The sequence below is a fragment of the Rhodomicrobium sp. R_RK_3 genome (assembly GCF_002198715.1).
In the GTDB taxonomy this organism is placed as follows: Bacteria; Pseudomonadota; Alphaproteobacteria; order Rhizobiales; family Rhodomicrobiaceae; genus R-RK-3.
The window spans coordinates 233,157-248,799 of record NZ_MWLK01000021.1 but is presented as its reverse complement, the minus strand read 5'-3'; the positions used below and the strand labels follow the sequence as shown (position 1 = coordinate 248,799).

The following is a 15,643-nucleotide window of genomic DNA, read 5'->3' as shown; positions in this document are numbered from 1 at the left end:
AAGCAGATTGCGGCTTAAGCTTTCGTCTCGGGCATTGTTCCGGCGGAAGCAATTCACGCCGATGGCGCGCCCGCGCAATTTCTCGTGAGAGCGGGAAGAAACGCCGATCGCGGAGATTATCTGAGCGGCCCGGCGCACATCGCGCGCCGGGCTTATTGCAAAAACTCAGGCGAGCGCCTGGATCACGTTGCGCAGCGTACCGATCTCGGCGATCTCGGTTTCCATCACATCGCCGGGTTTCAGATATTCCGGAGGCTTCCTGGCATGGCCGACGCCGGGCGGCGTCCCCGTCGCGATGATGTCGCCTGCCTCGAGCGTCAGGCCGGAGGACAGTTCGGCGATAATGCGCGGGATCTTGAAATACATCTGCTTCGTCGAGGCGTCCTGCTTGATGACGCCGTTGACCCGGAGTTGCAGCTTCAGATTGCTTGGATCGAGGTCGCTGGCGGGGATCACCCACGGCCCCATCGGACCATGCCCGTCCAAACTCTTGCCTTTGAACCATTGGCCGCCATGCTTGGTGGTCTGCACGTCGCGGGCGGTGGTATCGTTGATGACGGTGAAGCCGAAGACATGCGACATGGCATCGGCTTCGGATATGTTGCGGCCCTTCTTGCCGATGATGACCGCCAGCTCGCACTCCCAGTCGATCAGCGTCGAGACCGCCGGATCATAGGGGATGGGGCCGAAGGGGCTGTTGAGCACATGCACGCCCTTGGTGAAGAACACCGGATGCTCCGGGATCTTCTGGTTCGGGTCGCGCATCTCCTTGCCCTCCTCGAAATGCTCGAGATAGTTCCAGCCGACCGCATAGATGTTGCGCGACAATTTCGGGATCGGCGGCAGCAGCGCCACGTCCTTCAACGGTACGCCCTCGCCCGCCTTGGCGACGATGGCGCGCAATTGGTCCACCGCCGCCGGTCCGGCTTCGATGAAGGCCACCATCGACGTCGGATCGTAGGTGAGCGTCTGCCCTGCCGCCTGCGCCGCCTTGGCGACGTCGATGACGGTGCCGTTCGCCGGGACGACCCCAAGTTTGGGGCTGTCGCTGCCGATGGCCGCGTAGCTCACCAGCCGCAGCCGGTTATCGGCCGGAACGGTAGCCGCCTGGGCGCTCGCGGTTTGCGCGATGACCGCGTCGGATTTCGCCGTCGCGGCAAGTCCGGTTGCGGCCACCGCCGCGCCCATCTTCAGCAGATCGCGTCGTGACGTTTCCATTGTTTCCTCCATGGCTTGTTTTGGCCCGCGCGAGCGGAACGACCGGCCCTCGATGCCATCGGGGCCGGCGGCAATCCGGCCTGCAAGGCCGATGCAAGCGCATTGCCTTCGCTTGCGGAACCGGCGGGGGGACTTTCCACGCGCGGTCACCACTAGGGTAGCTCAAGGCACCAGCCCGGGCCAGAGCACTTGCCGGCACAGCAGCAATGCACGGGCAATCGCCAGTTGCGCATGATTATGGAGAAATTTTTCAAGTTGTCCGGCTGACTTTGGCGGTGACAGCTTGATAAGATCTGACCGCTTTATTACCTTGCTGAAGGATGCGATGATCTGGCGAAGTTGAGCTTAAAATAGCGCCGATACACCTCGGTAGCATTTTGTTCGCCGTGCCGCCTCGACCCGGTCTCGACTTGACATATTGATAAGCCGTTTGTCCGCATGCCTGCAGAAGACGCAAATTCGCGATGCGCTGCCGGTTCATGATCGCCTGTTGCTGACCATTTCCATTTTGACCGAGGTATTGCATGAACAAACCTTTCGTCAATACGCGCCCGCAAACGCCCTATACGCCGCAATACGGAACCCTGCTCGGCGCCGCCCATACGCGCCCGACGCAGGAAATCGGCGCGCCGACGCTGATCTGGCATGTCGCGGTCTGGCCGAAATCCGACGTGGATCCCGAGAACGTGCAATTCAGCAGCGCGGAAGGCAGCCCCAACGCTTATGACGATGCGATCCGCGAGCATAATCGGCGGCGTCACCTCATCATGGACGGCGATGGCGACGCCCAGGACTGCCTGAACGAATTGCTCAACCGTTTGCAGGCGAAAGGCCGCTCGGCCAATGCCAAGATGTTCTCGCTGGCGGCGCCCGCCAAGCTCGACCATCTGCACGAGCCCGACGAGGAATGCGCCGAGTTCGCCAATCCGGGAACGCTCGCCTTCACGCTTTGGTGGCAGGACCCCAGCACGTCGCGGGCGCAATCGGCGGCGCGGGCGCCGGGCTTCGATCCGATCCGGGTCAGGGTGCAGGTCGAAGCGCAGCCGGACTATTTCGCCATCTCGTTCCTCATCGATGTCGGCAAATCCTGGCACTCGGGCTCGGTCTATTCCTCGCTCGAGGCGCCCGGCGAGCGGCGCAGGCGCATTTTCAAGGCGGTCGAGGCGATCAAGGCCTCGTGCGAGAGCCGCCTGAAGGGCGACGCCATCGAGCGGACGCTGCTGCCGATCGAGGCCGTCACGCCGAAGAAGGATGTCCCGATCCCCGGCCTCAAAACCGAGATCGTCGATATTTTTGTGAGCAGGGACGGCTGAACGCCGAGGGCGAGGAGGACCTCGACGGCATCGCCGCAACGTCGCAGATGCTGCGCGACACCAAATATCTCTATTCGGATATCTGGATCGATTTCTGCCGCGATTTCGGCTTCGAGCTGAAGGACATAGCTGGCCCCCGTGGCCGGGTCTTCGCCAATTTCCGCGGCCTCGCCATGTCCACGGCCGGTCTTGCCACCCACATCCCGGATCCCAGGCACGTCGCATCGCCCGGAAAGGGGCGCTTCCCGAAATTCGGCGACGACGCCGATCCCCGCGCGCCCTCCGATGAACGGGCGAGCTCCGAAGCCAATGCCGTCGTCAAGGCGTTCTGGCCATTCGTGCGGCGCATGAAAACCTATGCCGACTCCCGCGAATATGTCGCCTGCGGGGTGATGAACTGGCGGGCGCTCTACGTCACCGCGCTCGGCTCCGAAAGCGGCTATGACGAGGGCGGTGAAAGCCTCGGCCGCCAGTTCGAGGACCCCTATGGCTCGCTGCCCGAGCTGGCCGACGAAAAGGGCAAGACCTGGCGCCGCAATGGCGACGACCCGCAGATCGGCCCCAACGACGAAGAGCCGGTCCGCTACCTTATCCTGACCAAGCACGAGCCGCACCGGCGCCAGCTCGGCCGCATCGTCGACCGCATCAACGCCATGGGCACGATGCGGCTGTTCGCGCTAAAAAACCTGTCGCTGATCCGCGAGGCCAGCGGCCATATCCGGCTGCGCGGTCAGCAGCTCGACGACATCACCGCCTGGTGGATCCAGCAGCGGCAGGACATCCGGGAGACCTACAAGACGTCCAAGCAGGACGATGATGCCAAGGACGAGCAGAGTATCGCTCTCGCCGACCTCAACAAGAAGGTCGAGGATCAATTGCTCGCCATCGGCTCGGCGCTGAACAAGATCGGCAGGCGCGCGGTCGGCGGCCTGTCCTACCGCATCAGCCGTTCCAAGCTCTATGCCCAGCGCTTCGACGACCTGCGCAAGGATCTGCTCATCGGCAACATCGAATCCTGGGTGTCCTACAACCAGTTCGCGCTGCGGAGCCTGCAGCCGCTCTTCGATTTCATCGACAGCGTCGGCGTGCGGCTGGAGCGCTTGCGGGGCCGCGTCGCCATCGTGATGGAGAACATCCAGACCGCCGCCATCGTCTCGCAGACCGAGGAGACGCGCTACAATACGAGGGAGCTGCAAAGGCTTCAGGCATCGGCGACCAATCTCGGCGTGCTCGGCGCCTTCGCGATCTTCCTGTCCTCGATCGAGCCGATCTCGATCATCGTCGACAAATCGGCCGAGGGGTGCTTTTTTCCGATCGACAACGGCTCGGTCATAATCGGCTCCGCCGCCCGCTGTGAGATCTTCAACGAGCTGTTCGGGCCACGCGCGTCCTCCGCCTTCTGGTCCATGCTGCTCATCATCGCCGCCGTGCTGCTGATCGCGGCGGTGTTTTTGACGACGAAGCGCGAGGGGCTGTCTAAGCTGGCGACCGGGCTGCTCAGGTTTTCGATCGGGGCGGTTCTTTACAGCGTCGTCGCCTGGAGCCTGATCTACGCCGGCAAGGTCGCGGGGGCGCCGCTGATCATTCTGCAATCGACCTATTTCTTCGCCTTCATCGCGGCCCTCGCCGGGCTGCTCGGCTGGTTCATCGCCCGGCGTCTGTCGAATCAGCGGCCGCGCTGGAATCGCTGAACCTGCGCAGACTGGGGAGAGGTTGCAGGGCACGCCTCCGTGCCTCTCCGTTCGCTCGCTTGGCGGATGGGCGCCGTTCGGCTACCATCGCCTCGACCACACGCGCGAGACCTTAAAATGACGCGGTGGCAAGGGAATGGGGAGGAGAGCATGTCGTACTGGGCACGGGGCGTGGCCCTGGGGGCCGTCCTTGCATTTGGCGGATTTAGCCCCGCCGCCGCGCAGGATTATCCGGCAAAATCCGTCAAAATCATCGTGCCGTTCTCCGCGGGCGGACCCGCCGATGTCTATGCCCGCGTCGTCGGCAATTATCTGTCGGAAGCGCTCAAGCAGCCCTTCATCATCGAGGACCGGCCCGGCGCCGGTTCGGTGATCGGCACCGAGGCCGTCGCGAAATCGGCGCCCGACGGCTACACGCTGCTCATGATGTCGAACACCCATACGACCAACGAATCGCTGATGCCGAACAAGCCGTTCAAGCTGATGGACGACTTCGTTCCCGTCGCCCCGGTCAACTATTCCGACCTGGTGATGGTGATCCACCCCTCGGTGCCGGCGAAAGACCTCAAGGAATTCATCGCGCTCGCCAAATCCAAGCCGAAGGAGCTGACCTATGCCTCCTCCGGTCCGGGCACGCCCTATCACATGGCCGGCGAGCTGTTCAAGGCGATGACCCAGACCGATATCACCCACGTCCCCTATAAGGGCAGCGCCGACGCGCGCAACGACATGCTGGGCGGCCACGTCAACATGATGTTCGACGCCGTGACGACGATGGCGCCGAATGTCGAGGCCGGGCAGCTCAAGGCGCTCGGCACGACGGGCGACAAGCGCACCGCCGTGCTGGGCAATGTCCCGACGATCGCAGAGGCCGGCGTGCCCGGCTACAGCGCCACCATATGGCTCGGCATCATGGCCCCGAAAGGCACGCCGCAGCCGATCGTCGACAAGCTCAATGCCGAGATCAGGAGGGTGCTCGAGCGGCCGGATGTCACCGAGATGTGGGCGAAGCAAGGCGCGGCGCCGCTGATCATGACGCCTGCCGAGTTCAAGGCCTATCTGGATAAGGACATCGCCAAATGGGCCGAGGTGGTGAAGATTTCCGGCGCGAAGGTTCAGTGAGGCATATGGGTGCTGCCGTAAAGCCCCCTTACCCGGTCGCTTCGCGCCCGCCCTCTCCCTCGGGGGGAGAGGGCTAAAAACGAGAGGCGCCCTGCTTGCCCTTTCCCCTCGTGGGAGAGGGCTCCCGCCGCAGGCGGGTGGGTGAGGGGGCCGGACGCCAGTCAAACGACGAGTTCCAGGAGACGTGCAGGAATGGCATTGAGAGTGCTGAGCGGAGGGGCGGCGCAGGCGCTGGTCGGGGCGCTCGCGGCGCGGTTCAAGACGGAAACCGGTCTCGATATCGACGGCAGTTTCGGCGCGGTCGGCGGCATGAAGGCCAGGGTGCTCAATGGCGAGCCGGCCGATCTGGTGATTTTGACCCAGGCGTTGATCTCCGAACTGGCGGATGGCGGCCATATCGATCCGGCCTCCGTCCGCGACATCGGCTCCGTGCTGACCGCCGTCGCGGTGCGTGCTGGCGAACCGACCCCAGCCATCGGCAACGCGGGCGAACTCCGCGCCGCGCTCCTCGCCGCGGATGCGATCTATTTCCCCGACCCCAAGCTCGCCACGGCGGGCATCCATTTCGCCAAGATCCTCGCCGCGCTCGGCATTGCGGATGAGGTGGCGGCGCGGCTGCGGACCTATCCCAACGGTGCGACCGCCATGCTCGCACTCGCCGCGTCCAGCGATGCGCACCCAATCGGCTGCACCCAGATCACGGAGATCCTGGCCGTCGACGGCCTGACGCTCGTCGGCGTCCTGCCCAAGCAATTCGAGCTGGCGACGATATACACCGCAGGTGCCGCGACCCTCGCCGCGCATCCGGACGCCGCCCGCCGCCTCGCTGCCCTGCTGGCCGCCCCCGAAGCCGAAGCGACGCGCAAGCAACTCGGTTTCGGCCTATGACGGCGACCGACGACACTGCCGGGGCCGGAAGAAAATCGCGCATCAAGGCGCCCATCGAATTCTTTGGCGGCCTGTTCCTGCTCGGACTCGCCGCACTCGGCTTCTACGGCGCCATCGACCTGCCCGGTGGCGAGCTCTCCCGCATGGGTCCTGGCATGATGCCGCGCATCGCCAGCGCCGCCATCGCCATCTTCGGCGCCGCGCTCATCGCCGAAAGCTTCATCACCGAAGGCAACGCGCCGGAGCGCTGGCACTGGCGCGGCATCGTCTTCGTCTTCGGCGGCGTGCTGGTCTTCTCGCTCACCATCCGCGATTTCGGCCTTGCCGTCGCCGGGCCGCTCTCCGTCATCATCTCCGCCTTCGGCGACCGCGAAACGCGCCTCGTCGAGATCATCCCCTTCGCCGTCATCATGACCATCGGCGGCGCGCTCCTGTTCAAATGGCTGCTGGGCTTGCCGATCCCGCTGATGCCGTATCTCCTCGGCTATTGAGGCACCGCTCATGGCCGACATGATCGCCAATCTTGCCCTCGGCTTCGGCGTCGCCCTGTCGCTGAAAGCGCTGATGCTGTGCTTCCTCGGCTGCCTGATCGGCACGCTGATCGGCGTCCTGCCCGGCATCGGCCCTGTCGCCACCATCGCCATGCTGCTGCCGGTCACTTTCGGCATCGACCCGGTCGGCGCGCTGATCATGCTGGCGGGCATCTATTACGGCGCCCAATATGGCGGCTCGACCACCGCCATCATCGCCAACATACCCGGCGAAGTGACCTCCGTCGTCACCACGCTGGACGGCCACCGGATGGCAAGCCAGGGCCGCGCGGGCGTCGCGCTCGGCATCGCGGCGATCAGCTCCTTCGTCGCCGGCACCATCGCGACATTGTTCATCGCCGCCCTCGGCGCGCCGCTGACCCGCTTCGCGCTGCTGTTTGGGCCCGCCGATTATTTCTCGCTGATGGTGTTCGGCCTGATGTTCGCCGTGGTGCTGGCGCGCGGTTCGCTGGCCAAGGCCGTGGCGATGATCTTCACCGGCATCCTGTTCTCGACCGTCGGCACGGATCTGGAAACCGGGCAAGCGCGGCTGACCTTCGGCGTCGCCGAGATTTATGACGGCATCGAATTTGCCGTCATCGCCATGGGCATTTTCGGCTTCGCAGAAATCCTGCGCACCATCGAACAGCGCGAAACGCGCGTCGTGCAGGACGCGCCCATCGGCCGTCTGCTGCCCGATCTGAGCGACCTAAAAATGTCGAGCGGACCGATCCTGCGCGGCACCTTCATCGGCGGATTCCTCGGCCTTTTGCCCGGCAATGGCGCGCTGCTCGGCCCCTTCGCCTCCTATGCGACGGAGAAGCGGCTGTCCAAGGAGCCCGCACGTTTCGGACATGGCGCCATCGAGGGCGTGGCGGGACCGGAAGCGGCCAACAATGCCGGCGCGCAGACGTCGTTCCTGCCGCTGCTGACTCTCGGCATTCCGCCCAACGCGGTGATGGCGCTGATGGTCGGCGCCATGACCATCCACGGCATCGTGCCCGGCCCGCAGATCGTCAGCAAGCAGCCGGCGCTGTTCTGGGGCATGGTCGCCTCGATGTGGATCGGCAATCTGATGCTGCTGGTCATCAACCTGCCGCTTGTCGGCCTATGGATCCGGCTGATCCGCGCGCCCTACCGGCTGCTATTCCCGGCCATCGTGCTGTTCTGCTGCATCGGCATCTATTCCATCGACAACAGCGCCGCCGAAGTCGGCATGGTGGCGATTTTCGGCTTCTTCGGCTATGTGCTGATGAAGCTGGAATTCGAGCCCGCGCCCTTGGTGCTGGGCTTCGTCCTGGGCCGGCTGCTGGAGGAGAAATTCCGCCAGTCGCTGCTGATCTCGCGCGGCGCGCTGGAGACCTTCGTCTCCCACTCGATCTCGGCGACGCTTTTGGCGCTGACGGCGATCCTGATCGTGATCTCGCTGGTTCCGTCGATCAACAAGGCGCGGAACAAGGTGTTCGTGGAGTAAGCGGAGGGGCGGAGATCGCCCGACGGGCCATTAGCGCCTCACCCTGGCTGCAGCCAATTCCGGATCGGGGCTTCGCACCTGATGCAAAAACTTTGTCGCCCCGGCCGTCAGAGCCGGGGCCTACTCATATCGCCACTTTCCGCAAGGTTCGCGGAAGGGCCATTGGGTCCCGGCTCGGCCTGACGGCCGTCCAGGACGACGAAAATGGGGTACACCCGCCTAAAGCTGCGGCGTCCAGTGAACCGGCACGAGGCGGTAGCCGCTGCCGTCTTTCTCGACGTGGCCGAGGGCCGGGAACGGGTAGTGGAAACCCTGCACCAGCATCTTCTCGGCGGCCAGCATGTCGTAGACCTTGCGGCGGGTCGCCTCGGCCATGTCGCCATCCTGGTCGAAAGTGGCGTGCCATTGCGGATTGCGCACGAATAGCGCCGGATTGTTGGTCACGTCCGACTGGATGAAGACCTTGCCCGTCCCGGACGAGATCACGTAGGAGGTATGCCCCGGCGTGTGGCCGGGCGTCGCCTGCGCCAGGATGCCCGGCGCGACCTCCTTGTTCCACTCGTAGGTCGCGACGCGCTTCTTGATCTCGTCGTTGAACACCTTGCGGTTATCCCGGAACAGGTCCGCCATCCGGCCGGCCGGCGCGCGGGACATCTCGCCATCGTCCATCCAATATTTATATTCCACTGCCGGGACCAGAATCTCGGCATTGGGGAAGGTCGGCGCGCTATTGGCGTCGAGCAGGCCGTTCACATGGTCGCCATGGAAATGCGAGATAACCACGGTGTCGACGGATTTCGGATCGATGCCGGCGGCGGCGAGGTTCTGCTGGAAAAGCCCAGCGGTGCTGCCGGGCTTGGCGGCGGCCGCGGGGCCGTAGCCGGTATCGATGACGATCAGCTTGGAGCCGGTATTGACGATGATCGGCGAGAAATAGATCGTCATCGTGTCCTTGGGCATGTAGGCCGCCTCGAGCGCGGCGTTGACCTCCGCCTTGCCGGCATTGGTGACGAAATTGTCGGGCAGCGGGAAGGAGCGCGCCCCATCGGTGACGACGGTGACCTCGATGTCGCCGACCTTGTAGCGGTAGAATCCTGGTGCCTGCATGGTTGCCTTCGGCGTTGCGGCCTGCGCGGGCCGGAGGGCGATCCCGGCGCTGGCCGCGATGGCGGTCGCGGCGGCGGCGCTCGCCAGGACGGCGCGGCGGCTAAGTTTGGTCATGTGTTCCTCCCTTATTGATTAACCGCACAATCCTACCAGAGGGCAAATGGTCCGGCATAGGCAAAGGCCCCGCCCGGGCCTTGCCCGGGGCGGCAACCTCACACAGTTTTGATAGCCATACGCCTGAAATGTTTGGTGTCGCGGGAGGCCATCGCCTCGGGGCCGCACCTCAGCGCGCGGTCATCCGGGGGCGCGGACTTTCCTCGGCGCCGCGCAGCAGCCGCAGCCTGCCCCATGGGCCTTGGACTGGCGCGGCTCGCTGGCGCTGCGCTCATTGCTGGCCATGGCACTGCGCCGCCCGGCATCCATACCGGCGACGGCGGGCGCGGTGAAGAAGGCGCGCGGCGCGGCCTCGCCGCATTCGGGGCATGCGAGCGGCTCGGCGCTCCTGGCCATCTGCTGCGTCGCGGTGAAGGGACCGCAATGCGCGCAATCGTAATCATAGACGGGCATGAGGCTCCCCTTGCGGCTGCGCTTCTCCGGGAGGAACCCAAAGGCGCGGCGCTCAGTCTAGATCGGGCGGGACCGGATTGTCGACGGCATTAGTGTCAAAGCAGCATTCACCTACCCGGCCAGATCGCCGAGGGAACTGGCGGCGCGCCGGGCCTCGAGCATGATCGCCGTCACCAGCGGCGTCAGCGGCTCGCGCGGTCCGGCGATCAGGCCGATGGTGTAGGCGGTATCCGGCGCGCCGATCGGGATCACGTTGACCTTGTCGGCGAGGCTGAAGCTGCGGGTCAGCTTTTCCGGCATGATCGTCGCCCATTGGCCGGTCTGGATATGGGCGAACAGCACGATCATCGAATTGCTCTCCAGCGTTGCCGAGGCGGTCGCGCCCGCGATCTGCAGATTGCGGTCGATGATGCGTCGGTTCTGCATGTCCGGCGTGAGCAGGCAGAGCGGGATCTTCGCCACCTCCGCCCAGGTCACTGTCTTTTTGGCCGCGAGCGCCGCGTCCCGGTTGATGAGCAGGCAATATCGCTCGGTATAGAGCGGCACTATGCTCACCCGGCCGAGCGGCTCATTGTCGAGATAGGTCAGGCCGACATCGATTTCGAGATTGCCGAGCAGCTCGAGGATTTCCTGCGACGAGCGCGATATCACCGTATAGCGCACCGCCGGATAGCGCTTGTGGAACGGCGTCGTGAGCGCGGCGACGATGGGGAGCGCCGTCGGGATCGCGGCGATGCGCAGATGCCCGCTGAGACCGCGCTTCAGGGCATCGACATCCTGCTTCAGCGCGCGGGAATCGGCGACAATCCGCCTTGCCCATTCCAGCACGCGGTCGCCCTCGACGGTGAGACCGAGGAAGCGCGAGCCGCGCCTGACCAGCATCACGCCGAGCGTTTCCTCGAGCTGCTTGATGCCCGCCGACAGCGTCGGCTGGGTGACGCCGCAGGCCTCCGCCGCCCGGCCGAAATGCTTTTCATGGGCGAGCGCAATCAGGAATTCGAGCTTATCGATCATGGCTGCCGCTGCGGATGGCGTTCCCTATCGTCATGTATCTTCTGCATTGTTCCGCTCAATCGGGCGAGACCGGCAGGGCGATGGAATATTTGACCTGATCGAGCGCAAAGCTCGACTCGATCGAGGATATCCCTTCGAGCCGCGTCAGCTTCTGCTTGAGGAAGCGCTCATAGGCCGGGAGATCGCTCACCACGACGCGCAGGAGATAATCGCGCGGGCCGGTCATCAGGTAGCATTCGAGCACTTCGCGCCAGCCGGAAATGGCCTTGGCAAAACGGTCCAGCGCCTCCTCGCTCTGCCGCTCCAGCTTGATCGAGACGAAGACGCTGACCGGCAGACCGACCGCCGTCTGGTCCACCATGGCTATATAGCGCGTGATGACGCCGCGCTCCTCCAGCAGCCGCACCCGGCGATGGCAGGGCGACGGCGACAGGCCGACTTTCTCGCTCAGCTCCTGAACCGTGATGCGGCTGTCGAGCTGAAGCTGCGCCAGGATTTTGCGGTCGATGGCGTCGAGTTCGGTCATTGGAATAATTTGATGAGCTGGCCGTCAGCTTTAGAATGGGCTGCCAGGATCGGCCTGGCAAGAGGCGATATTTGAGAAATCTCGCCACGCTGTTTCCGGTATGTTCGTATCTGGCCCGAAAATCGAGGACGACCTCATGACCAAGCCCATCTCCCAGCTCGACATGCTCGCGGCGCTTGAGAAGAAGGTGCTCTGGCTGTCCTCCTGGATGATCCACCACGCCAACCATGTCCGCCCGAACAGCGACGGGCTGAAGATCGGCGGCCACCAGGCCTCATCGGCCTCGCTGGCGACGATCATGACGGCGCTTTATTTCTCCGTGCTGCGCCCGCAGGACCGCGTCGCGGTGAAGCCCCATGCAAGCCCGGTCTTCCATGCCATCCAATATCTGCTCGGTGCGCAATCACGCGAGCAGCTCGAGAAATTCCGCGGCTATAAGGGCGCGCAATCCTACCCCTCGCGCACCAAGGATGCCGACGACGTCGATTTCTCGACCGGCTCCGTCGGCCTGGGCGTTGCGCAAACCCTGTTCGCCTCGCTGGTGCAGGATTATGTCCGCGCCCGTGGCTGGACGCAGGGCCGGCCCGAGGGGCGCATGATCGCGCTCGTGGGCGATGCCGAGATGGACGAGGGCAATGTCTACGAAGCGCTGATCGAGGGCTGGAAGCAGGGCCTGCGCAATTGCTGGTGGATCGTCGACTACAACCGTCAGAGCCTCGACGCCGTCATCCGCGAGGGCCTTTGGGAGAAGTTCGAGACCATGTTCCGCAATTTCGGCTGGGACGTGGTCATCATCAAATATGGCAAACTGATGCAGGCCGCCTTCGCCGAGCCCGGCGGCGAGGCTTTGCGCCAATGGATCGACAATTGCCCGAACCAGCTTTACGCCGCGCTTTGCTTCCAGGGCGGGGCCGCCTTCCGCAAGCGGCTGATGGACGAGATCGGCGACCAGGGGCCGGTGACGGCGCTGATCGAGGCGCGCTCCGACGCCGAGTTGCTGGCGCTGATGTCCAATCTCGGCGGACACGACCTCGCCAGCGTGATCGAGGCGTTCGACGCCATCGACCATGACCGTCCGGTCTGCTTCATCGCCTATACCATCAAGGGCATCGGCCTGCCGTTCCAGGGCCATAAGGACAATCACGCCGGCCTGATGACCCCGACGCAGATGGAGAATTGGCGCGCCGCGCAAGGCGTCCGGCCAGGGCACGAATGGGACCGGCTGGAGGGCATGCCCTTCGCCGAGGACGAGATCGAGGCGTTTCTCGCCGCTGTGCCCTTCGCGAAAGGGACGCCGCGTCGCCATGCCGCGCCGCATATCGACGTGCCGGAGACGCTGGCCTTCCCGCCCGCGCCTGTCATGTCCACCCAGCAAAGCTTCGGCCTGATCCTGAACGAACTCGCGCGCTCCGACCACGCCATCGCCGGGCGCATCGTCACCACCTCGCCGGACGTGACCGTCTCGACCAATCTCGGCGGCTGGGTCAACCGGCGCGGCCTGTTCGCCCGCGAAACCGTCGCCGATCTCTTCCGCAAGGAGAAGATCCCCTCGACCTTCGCCTGGGAATTCTCGCCCAAGGGCCAGCATATCGAACTGGGCATCGCCGAGATGAACCTGTTCTTGCTGCTCTCTGCGCTCGGCTTGTCGCATTCGATCAATGGCGAGCGCCTGCTGCCCATCGGCACGCTCTACGATCCCTTCATCGAGCGGGGCCTGGATGCCCTCAACTATGCCTGCTACCAGGACGCCCGCTTCATGGTCGTCGCGACACCCTCGGGCATCACCCTGGCGCCGGAGGGCGGAGCGCACCAATCCATCGCGACGCCGCTGATCGGCATGGCGCAGGACGGGCTGGCCAGTTTCGAGCCCGCCTTCGCCGACGAACTCGCCATCATCATGCGCTGGGGCCTCGACTATATGCAGCGCGACGGCGAGCGCGGCGCCAATCCCGCCAACTGGCTGCGCGACCTCAGCGGCGGCTCGGTCTATCTGCGCCTCTCGACGCGGCCGGTCGAGCAGCCGCAGCGCATCATGACGCCGAAGCTGGCGAACGACATCATCAACGGCGCTTACTGGCTGCGTGAACCGGGGCCGAACCCGGCCGTCGTCATCGCCTATACCGGGGTCGTCGCGCCTGAGGCGATCGAAGCGGCTGGATTGCTCGGCGAGGACCGGCGCGATATCGGCCTGCTCGCCATCACCTCGGCGGACCGGCTGAATGCCGGCTGGAGCGCGGCGCAGAAGGCGCAGGACCAGGGCCAGCGCGCCGTCAGCCATATCGAGACGCTGCTGGCGCCGCTGCCGCGCGATTGCGGGCTCGTCACAATCATCGACGGCCACCCGGCGACCCTCGCGTGGCTGGGCGCGGTCTGCGGCCATAAGGTCCGCTCGCTGGGCGTCGAGCATTTCGGCCAGACCGGCACCATCGGCGACCTCTATGCCCATTACGGCATCGACGCCAACGCCATCATCGACGCCGCCGAGCGCATCACCCCTGGCCAGCCCATCCGGCACCGCAAGGTCGCGGTCTGACGGTCAGCGACCGCAGTCGTTGTGATCGTCGTCCCGGACGCCGCGAAGCGGTGAGCCGGGACCCAATCATCTATCCCCGAACGCTGCGGCAAGAGGAGATGCGAGTGGGCCCCGGCTCTGACGGCCGGGGCGACGAATGGGGCGGCTGCGGTTAGACAGCGAGCCCCTTCGTGCCGGCGAGCACCGACGCGATGGCCTCGTCCATGATCGAGAGGCCGAGATCGATATCGGCGTCGCTCGCCGTCAGGGGCGGGGCGATGCGGAACACACCCGCAAGCCCTGGCAATTGCACGATATTCATGCTGAGCCCGAGCTCCAGGCAGCGGCCGGTGATCGCCGCGCCCAGCTCCGATGCCGGTTCCTTGGTCGCCCTGTCGCGCACGATCTCCATGCCGAGCATCAAGCCGCGACCCCGGACATCGCCGACGATGGGATAGCGCGCCTGGATCTCCTCCAGCCCCTTGCGCAGACGCCCGCCGGCCTCGCGGGCGCGCGCCATCAGATTGTCGCGCAAGATGATCTCGATCACCTTGTTGCCGACGGCGGCCGGCAGCGGATCGGAGACATGCGTGGTGTAGAACAGGAAGCCGCGCTCATGGCAGCGCTCCTCGATCGCCTTCGAGGTCACGACGGCGGCAAGCGGCAGCCCGGCGCCGAGCGTCTTGGACAAGGTCAGAATGTCGGGCACGACGCCGTCTCGCTCGAAAGCGAACATGGCGCCGGTGCGGCCCATCCCGGTTTGCGCCTCGTCGAGGATGAGCAGCATGCCGCGCGCCTCGCAGCGGGCCTTTAGCGCGGCGAGATAGCCTTCGGGCAGGTCGATCATACCGCCGGAGGACAGGATCGGCTCGGCGATGAAGGCGGCAAGGTTGCCGGTCGATTGCCGGTCGATGAGGTCGAAGCCGTAATCGAGTTCGGCGAGCCAGTCATAGCGGCCGTTCTTCTCGAAGCGGGGCCTGTAGGGATAGGGCGCGGAAATGGCCAGCGAGCCGACGGCGGCCGGTCCGTAGCCCTTGCGTCCCGCCGAATAGGTCGCCGAGGAAGCGCCGCCCGTCATGCCGTGCCAGGATTGAGCAAAGCCGACGATCTCGAATTTGCCGGTGGCCAGCTTCGCCATCTTGATGGCGGCCTCATTGGCCTCGCCGCCGGTGCTGAGCAACAGCGAGCGATCAAGGCCGGGCGGCGTGATTTCGGCCAGCTTCGCCGCCAGCGCCACCACGGGGCGCGTCAGCATCCCGCTGAACAGATGATCCAGTTCGCGCGCATGATGCGCCACCACCTCGGCAATTTCGGGATGGCCGTGGCCGATGATCGCGCTCATCTGGCCGGAGGTGAAATCGAGGATGGCGCGCCCGTCGGCGTCGTACATGTAGCAGCCGGCGGCGCGCTCGATGATCAGCGGCGCGAAGCTGCCGCCATAGCGGATGAGGTGATCGCCGGCATCGCGCCAGAACGCCTCTTCCTGATTGGCCGACGCCGTGCTGCCCGTGCCCGCGACTGTGTCCATGATTTCGCCCTTTCCGGCCGAGGCCAAACATTCCCGTTCCGCGATAGGTTAACCGCAAGCCGGGATTGGCAGAAGCAGGAATTGCGTGGGGGCGTGAAGAGGCAGGAAAGCCTGCGGCCGGCCGCACATCCCGCGCCGAAGCGAGAAGGTCCG

The 15,643-nt window shown here is 65.1% G+C and carries 14 protein-coding genes; 7 read left to right on the top strand and 7 right to left on the bottom strand.

The window, feature by feature from the left end; all coding sequences use genetic code 11:
* Positions 1-165: 165 nt before the first annotated feature.
* Both BLEFHOIH_RS12070 and BLEFHOIH_RS26200 read right to left on the bottom strand, forming a co-directional pair.
* A complete protein-coding gene (locus BLEFHOIH_RS12070; RefSeq protein ID WP_088345870.1) occupies positions 166-1,218 on the bottom strand; it encodes a fumarylacetoacetate hydrolase family protein in 1,053 nt (350 codons plus the stop codon).
* A 250-nt stretch (positions 1,219-1,468) separates the two neighbouring features.
* On the bottom strand, positions 1,469-1,744 hold the full coding sequence (locus tag BLEFHOIH_RS26200) for a hypothetical protein (protein WP_125461676.1): 276 nt from the start codon (positions 1,742-1,744) through the stop codon (positions 1,469-1,471).
* Here BLEFHOIH_RS26200 and BLEFHOIH_RS12065 point away from each other — a divergent pair.
* From BLEFHOIH_RS12065 to BLEFHOIH_RS12040, 6 genes are all read left to right on the top strand, one after another.
* Positions 1,743-2,531, top strand: a complete 789-nt coding sequence (locus BLEFHOIH_RS12065) for a hypothetical protein (protein ID WP_088345706.1) — start codon at positions 1,743-1,745, stop codon at positions 2,529-2,531. The two genes, BLEFHOIH_RS26200 and BLEFHOIH_RS12065, sit on opposite strands and share 2 nt — an antisense overlap.
* A 47-nt stretch (positions 2,532-2,578) precedes the next feature.
* A complete protein-coding gene (locus BLEFHOIH_RS12060; protein WP_088345704.1) occupies positions 2,579-4,222 on the top strand; it encodes a hypothetical protein in 1,644 nt (547 codons plus the stop codon).
* A gap of 150 nt (positions 4,223-4,372) precedes the next feature.
* Positions 4,373-5,344 (top strand): tripartite tricarboxylate transporter substrate binding protein, encoded by a 972-nt coding sequence (locus tag BLEFHOIH_RS12055; RefSeq protein ID WP_088345702.1) that lies wholly within the window; start codon positions 4,373-4,375, stop codon positions 5,342-5,344.
* Positions 5,345-5,536: 192 nt separating this feature from the next.
* Positions 5,537-6,232 carry a substrate-binding domain-containing protein gene (locus BLEFHOIH_RS12050; protein ID WP_088345700.1) on the top strand — a complete coding sequence of 232 codons (696 nt, stop codon included), beginning with the start codon at positions 5,537-5,539 and terminating at the stop codon, positions 6,230-6,232.
* Positions 6,229-6,723 (top strand): tripartite tricarboxylate transporter TctB family protein, encoded by a 495-nt coding sequence (locus BLEFHOIH_RS12045; protein ID WP_088345698.1) that lies wholly within the window; start codon positions 6,229-6,231, stop codon positions 6,721-6,723. Before BLEFHOIH_RS12050 ends, BLEFHOIH_RS12045 begins: the two co-directional genes overlap by 4 nt.
* 10 nt (positions 6,724-6,733) lie before the next feature.
* Positions 6,734-8,236: a tripartite tricarboxylate transporter permease gene (locus tag BLEFHOIH_RS12040; RefSeq protein WP_088345697.1), complete on the top strand. Its 1,503-nt coding sequence runs from the start codon at positions 6,734-6,736 to the stop codon at positions 8,234-8,236.
* 219 nt (positions 8,237-8,455) lie between these two features.
* On the opposite strand, the gene BLEFHOIH_RS12035 is transcribed toward BLEFHOIH_RS12040, so the two are convergent.
* The 4 genes from BLEFHOIH_RS12035 to BLEFHOIH_RS12020 form a co-directional block, all read right to left on the bottom strand.
* Positions 8,456-9,457: an MBL fold metallo-hydrolase gene (locus BLEFHOIH_RS12035; RefSeq protein ID WP_088345695.1), complete on the bottom strand. Its 1,002-nt coding sequence runs from the start codon at positions 9,455-9,457 to the stop codon at positions 8,456-8,458.
* A 180-nt stretch (positions 9,458-9,637) separates the two neighbouring features.
* Positions 9,638-9,910, bottom strand: a complete 273-nt coding sequence (locus tag BLEFHOIH_RS12030) for an FmdB family zinc ribbon protein (RefSeq protein WP_088345694.1) — start codon at positions 9,908-9,910, stop codon at positions 9,638-9,640.
* A gap of 111 nt (positions 9,911-10,021) precedes the next feature.
* Entirely contained in the window at positions 10,022-10,924 is a 903-nt protein-coding gene (locus tag BLEFHOIH_RS12025; RefSeq protein WP_088345692.1) for a LysR family transcriptional regulator, read from the bottom strand.
* A 55-nt stretch (positions 10,925-10,979) separates the two neighbouring features.
* Positions 10,980-11,450, bottom strand: coding sequence for an Lrp/AsnC family transcriptional regulator (locus BLEFHOIH_RS12020; RefSeq protein ID WP_088345690.1), 471 nt, complete (start codon positions 11,448-11,450; stop codon positions 10,980-10,982).
* Positions 11,451-11,586: 136 nt separating this feature from the next.
* On the opposite strand from BLEFHOIH_RS12020, the gene BLEFHOIH_RS12015 reads away from it, so the two are divergent.
* Complete coding sequence (locus BLEFHOIH_RS12015; protein WP_088345868.1) at positions 11,587-13,983, top strand: transketolase; 2,397 nt, start codon at positions 11,587-11,589, stop codon at positions 13,981-13,983.
* A gap of 151 nt (positions 13,984-14,134) precedes the next feature.
* Here the strand turns inward: BLEFHOIH_RS12015 and BLEFHOIH_RS12010 are convergent, their stop codons facing one another.
* Positions 14,135-15,490: an aspartate aminotransferase family protein gene (locus tag BLEFHOIH_RS12010; RefSeq protein WP_088345866.1), complete on the bottom strand. Its 1,356-nt coding sequence runs from the start codon at positions 15,488-15,490 to the stop codon at positions 14,135-14,137.
* Positions 15,491-15,643 lie beyond the last annotated feature (153 nt).

Bases quoted from the DNA above. Each gene is read 5' to 3' on its own strand.
- BLEFHOIH_RS12070 (WP_088345870.1), bottom strand. From the start codon at position 1,218: ATGGAAACGTCACGACGCGATCTGCTGAAGATGGGCGCGGCGGTGGCC.
- BLEFHOIH_RS12065 (WP_088345706.1), top strand. From the start codon at position 1,743: ATGAACAAACCTTTCGTCAATACGCGCCCGCAAACGCCCTATACGCCG.
- BLEFHOIH_RS26200 (WP_125461676.1), bottom strand. From the start codon at position 1,744: ATGCAATACCTCGGTCAAAATGGAAATGGTCAGCAACAGGCGATCATG.
- BLEFHOIH_RS12060 (WP_088345704.1), top strand. From the start codon at position 2,579: ATGCTGCGCGACACCAAATATCTCTATTCGGATATCTGGATCGATTTC.
- BLEFHOIH_RS12055 (WP_088345702.1), top strand. From the start codon at position 4,373: ATGTCGTACTGGGCACGGGGCGTGGCCCTGGGGGCCGTCCTTGCATTT.
- BLEFHOIH_RS12050 (WP_088345700.1), top strand. From the start codon at position 5,537: ATGGCATTGAGAGTGCTGAGCGGAGGGGCGGCGCAGGCGCTGGTCGGG.
- BLEFHOIH_RS12045 (WP_088345698.1), top strand. From the start codon at position 6,229: ATGACGGCGACCGACGACACTGCCGGGGCCGGAAGAAAATCGCGCATC.
- BLEFHOIH_RS12040 (WP_088345697.1), top strand. From the start codon at position 6,734: ATGGCCGACATGATCGCCAATCTTGCCCTCGGCTTCGGCGTCGCCCTG.
- BLEFHOIH_RS12035 (WP_088345695.1), bottom strand. From the start codon at position 9,457: ATGACCAAACTTAGCCGCCGCGCCGTCCTGGCGAGCGCCGCCGCCGCG.
- BLEFHOIH_RS12030 (WP_088345694.1), bottom strand. From the start codon at position 9,910: ATGCCCGTCTATGATTACGATTGCGCGCATTGCGGTCCCTTCACCGCG.
- BLEFHOIH_RS12025 (WP_088345692.1), bottom strand. From the start codon at position 10,924: ATGATCGATAAGCTCGAATTCCTGATTGCGCTCGCCCATGAAAAGCAT.
- BLEFHOIH_RS12020 (WP_088345690.1), bottom strand. From the start codon at position 11,450: ATGACCGAACTCGACGCCATCGACCGCAAAATCCTGGCGCAGCTTCAG.
- BLEFHOIH_RS12015 (WP_088345868.1), top strand. From the start codon at position 11,587: ATGACCAAGCCCATCTCCCAGCTCGACATGCTCGCGGCGCTTGAGAAG.
- BLEFHOIH_RS12010 (WP_088345866.1), bottom strand. From the start codon at position 15,490: ATGGACACAGTCGCGGGCACGGGCAGCACGGCGTCGGCCAATCAGGAA.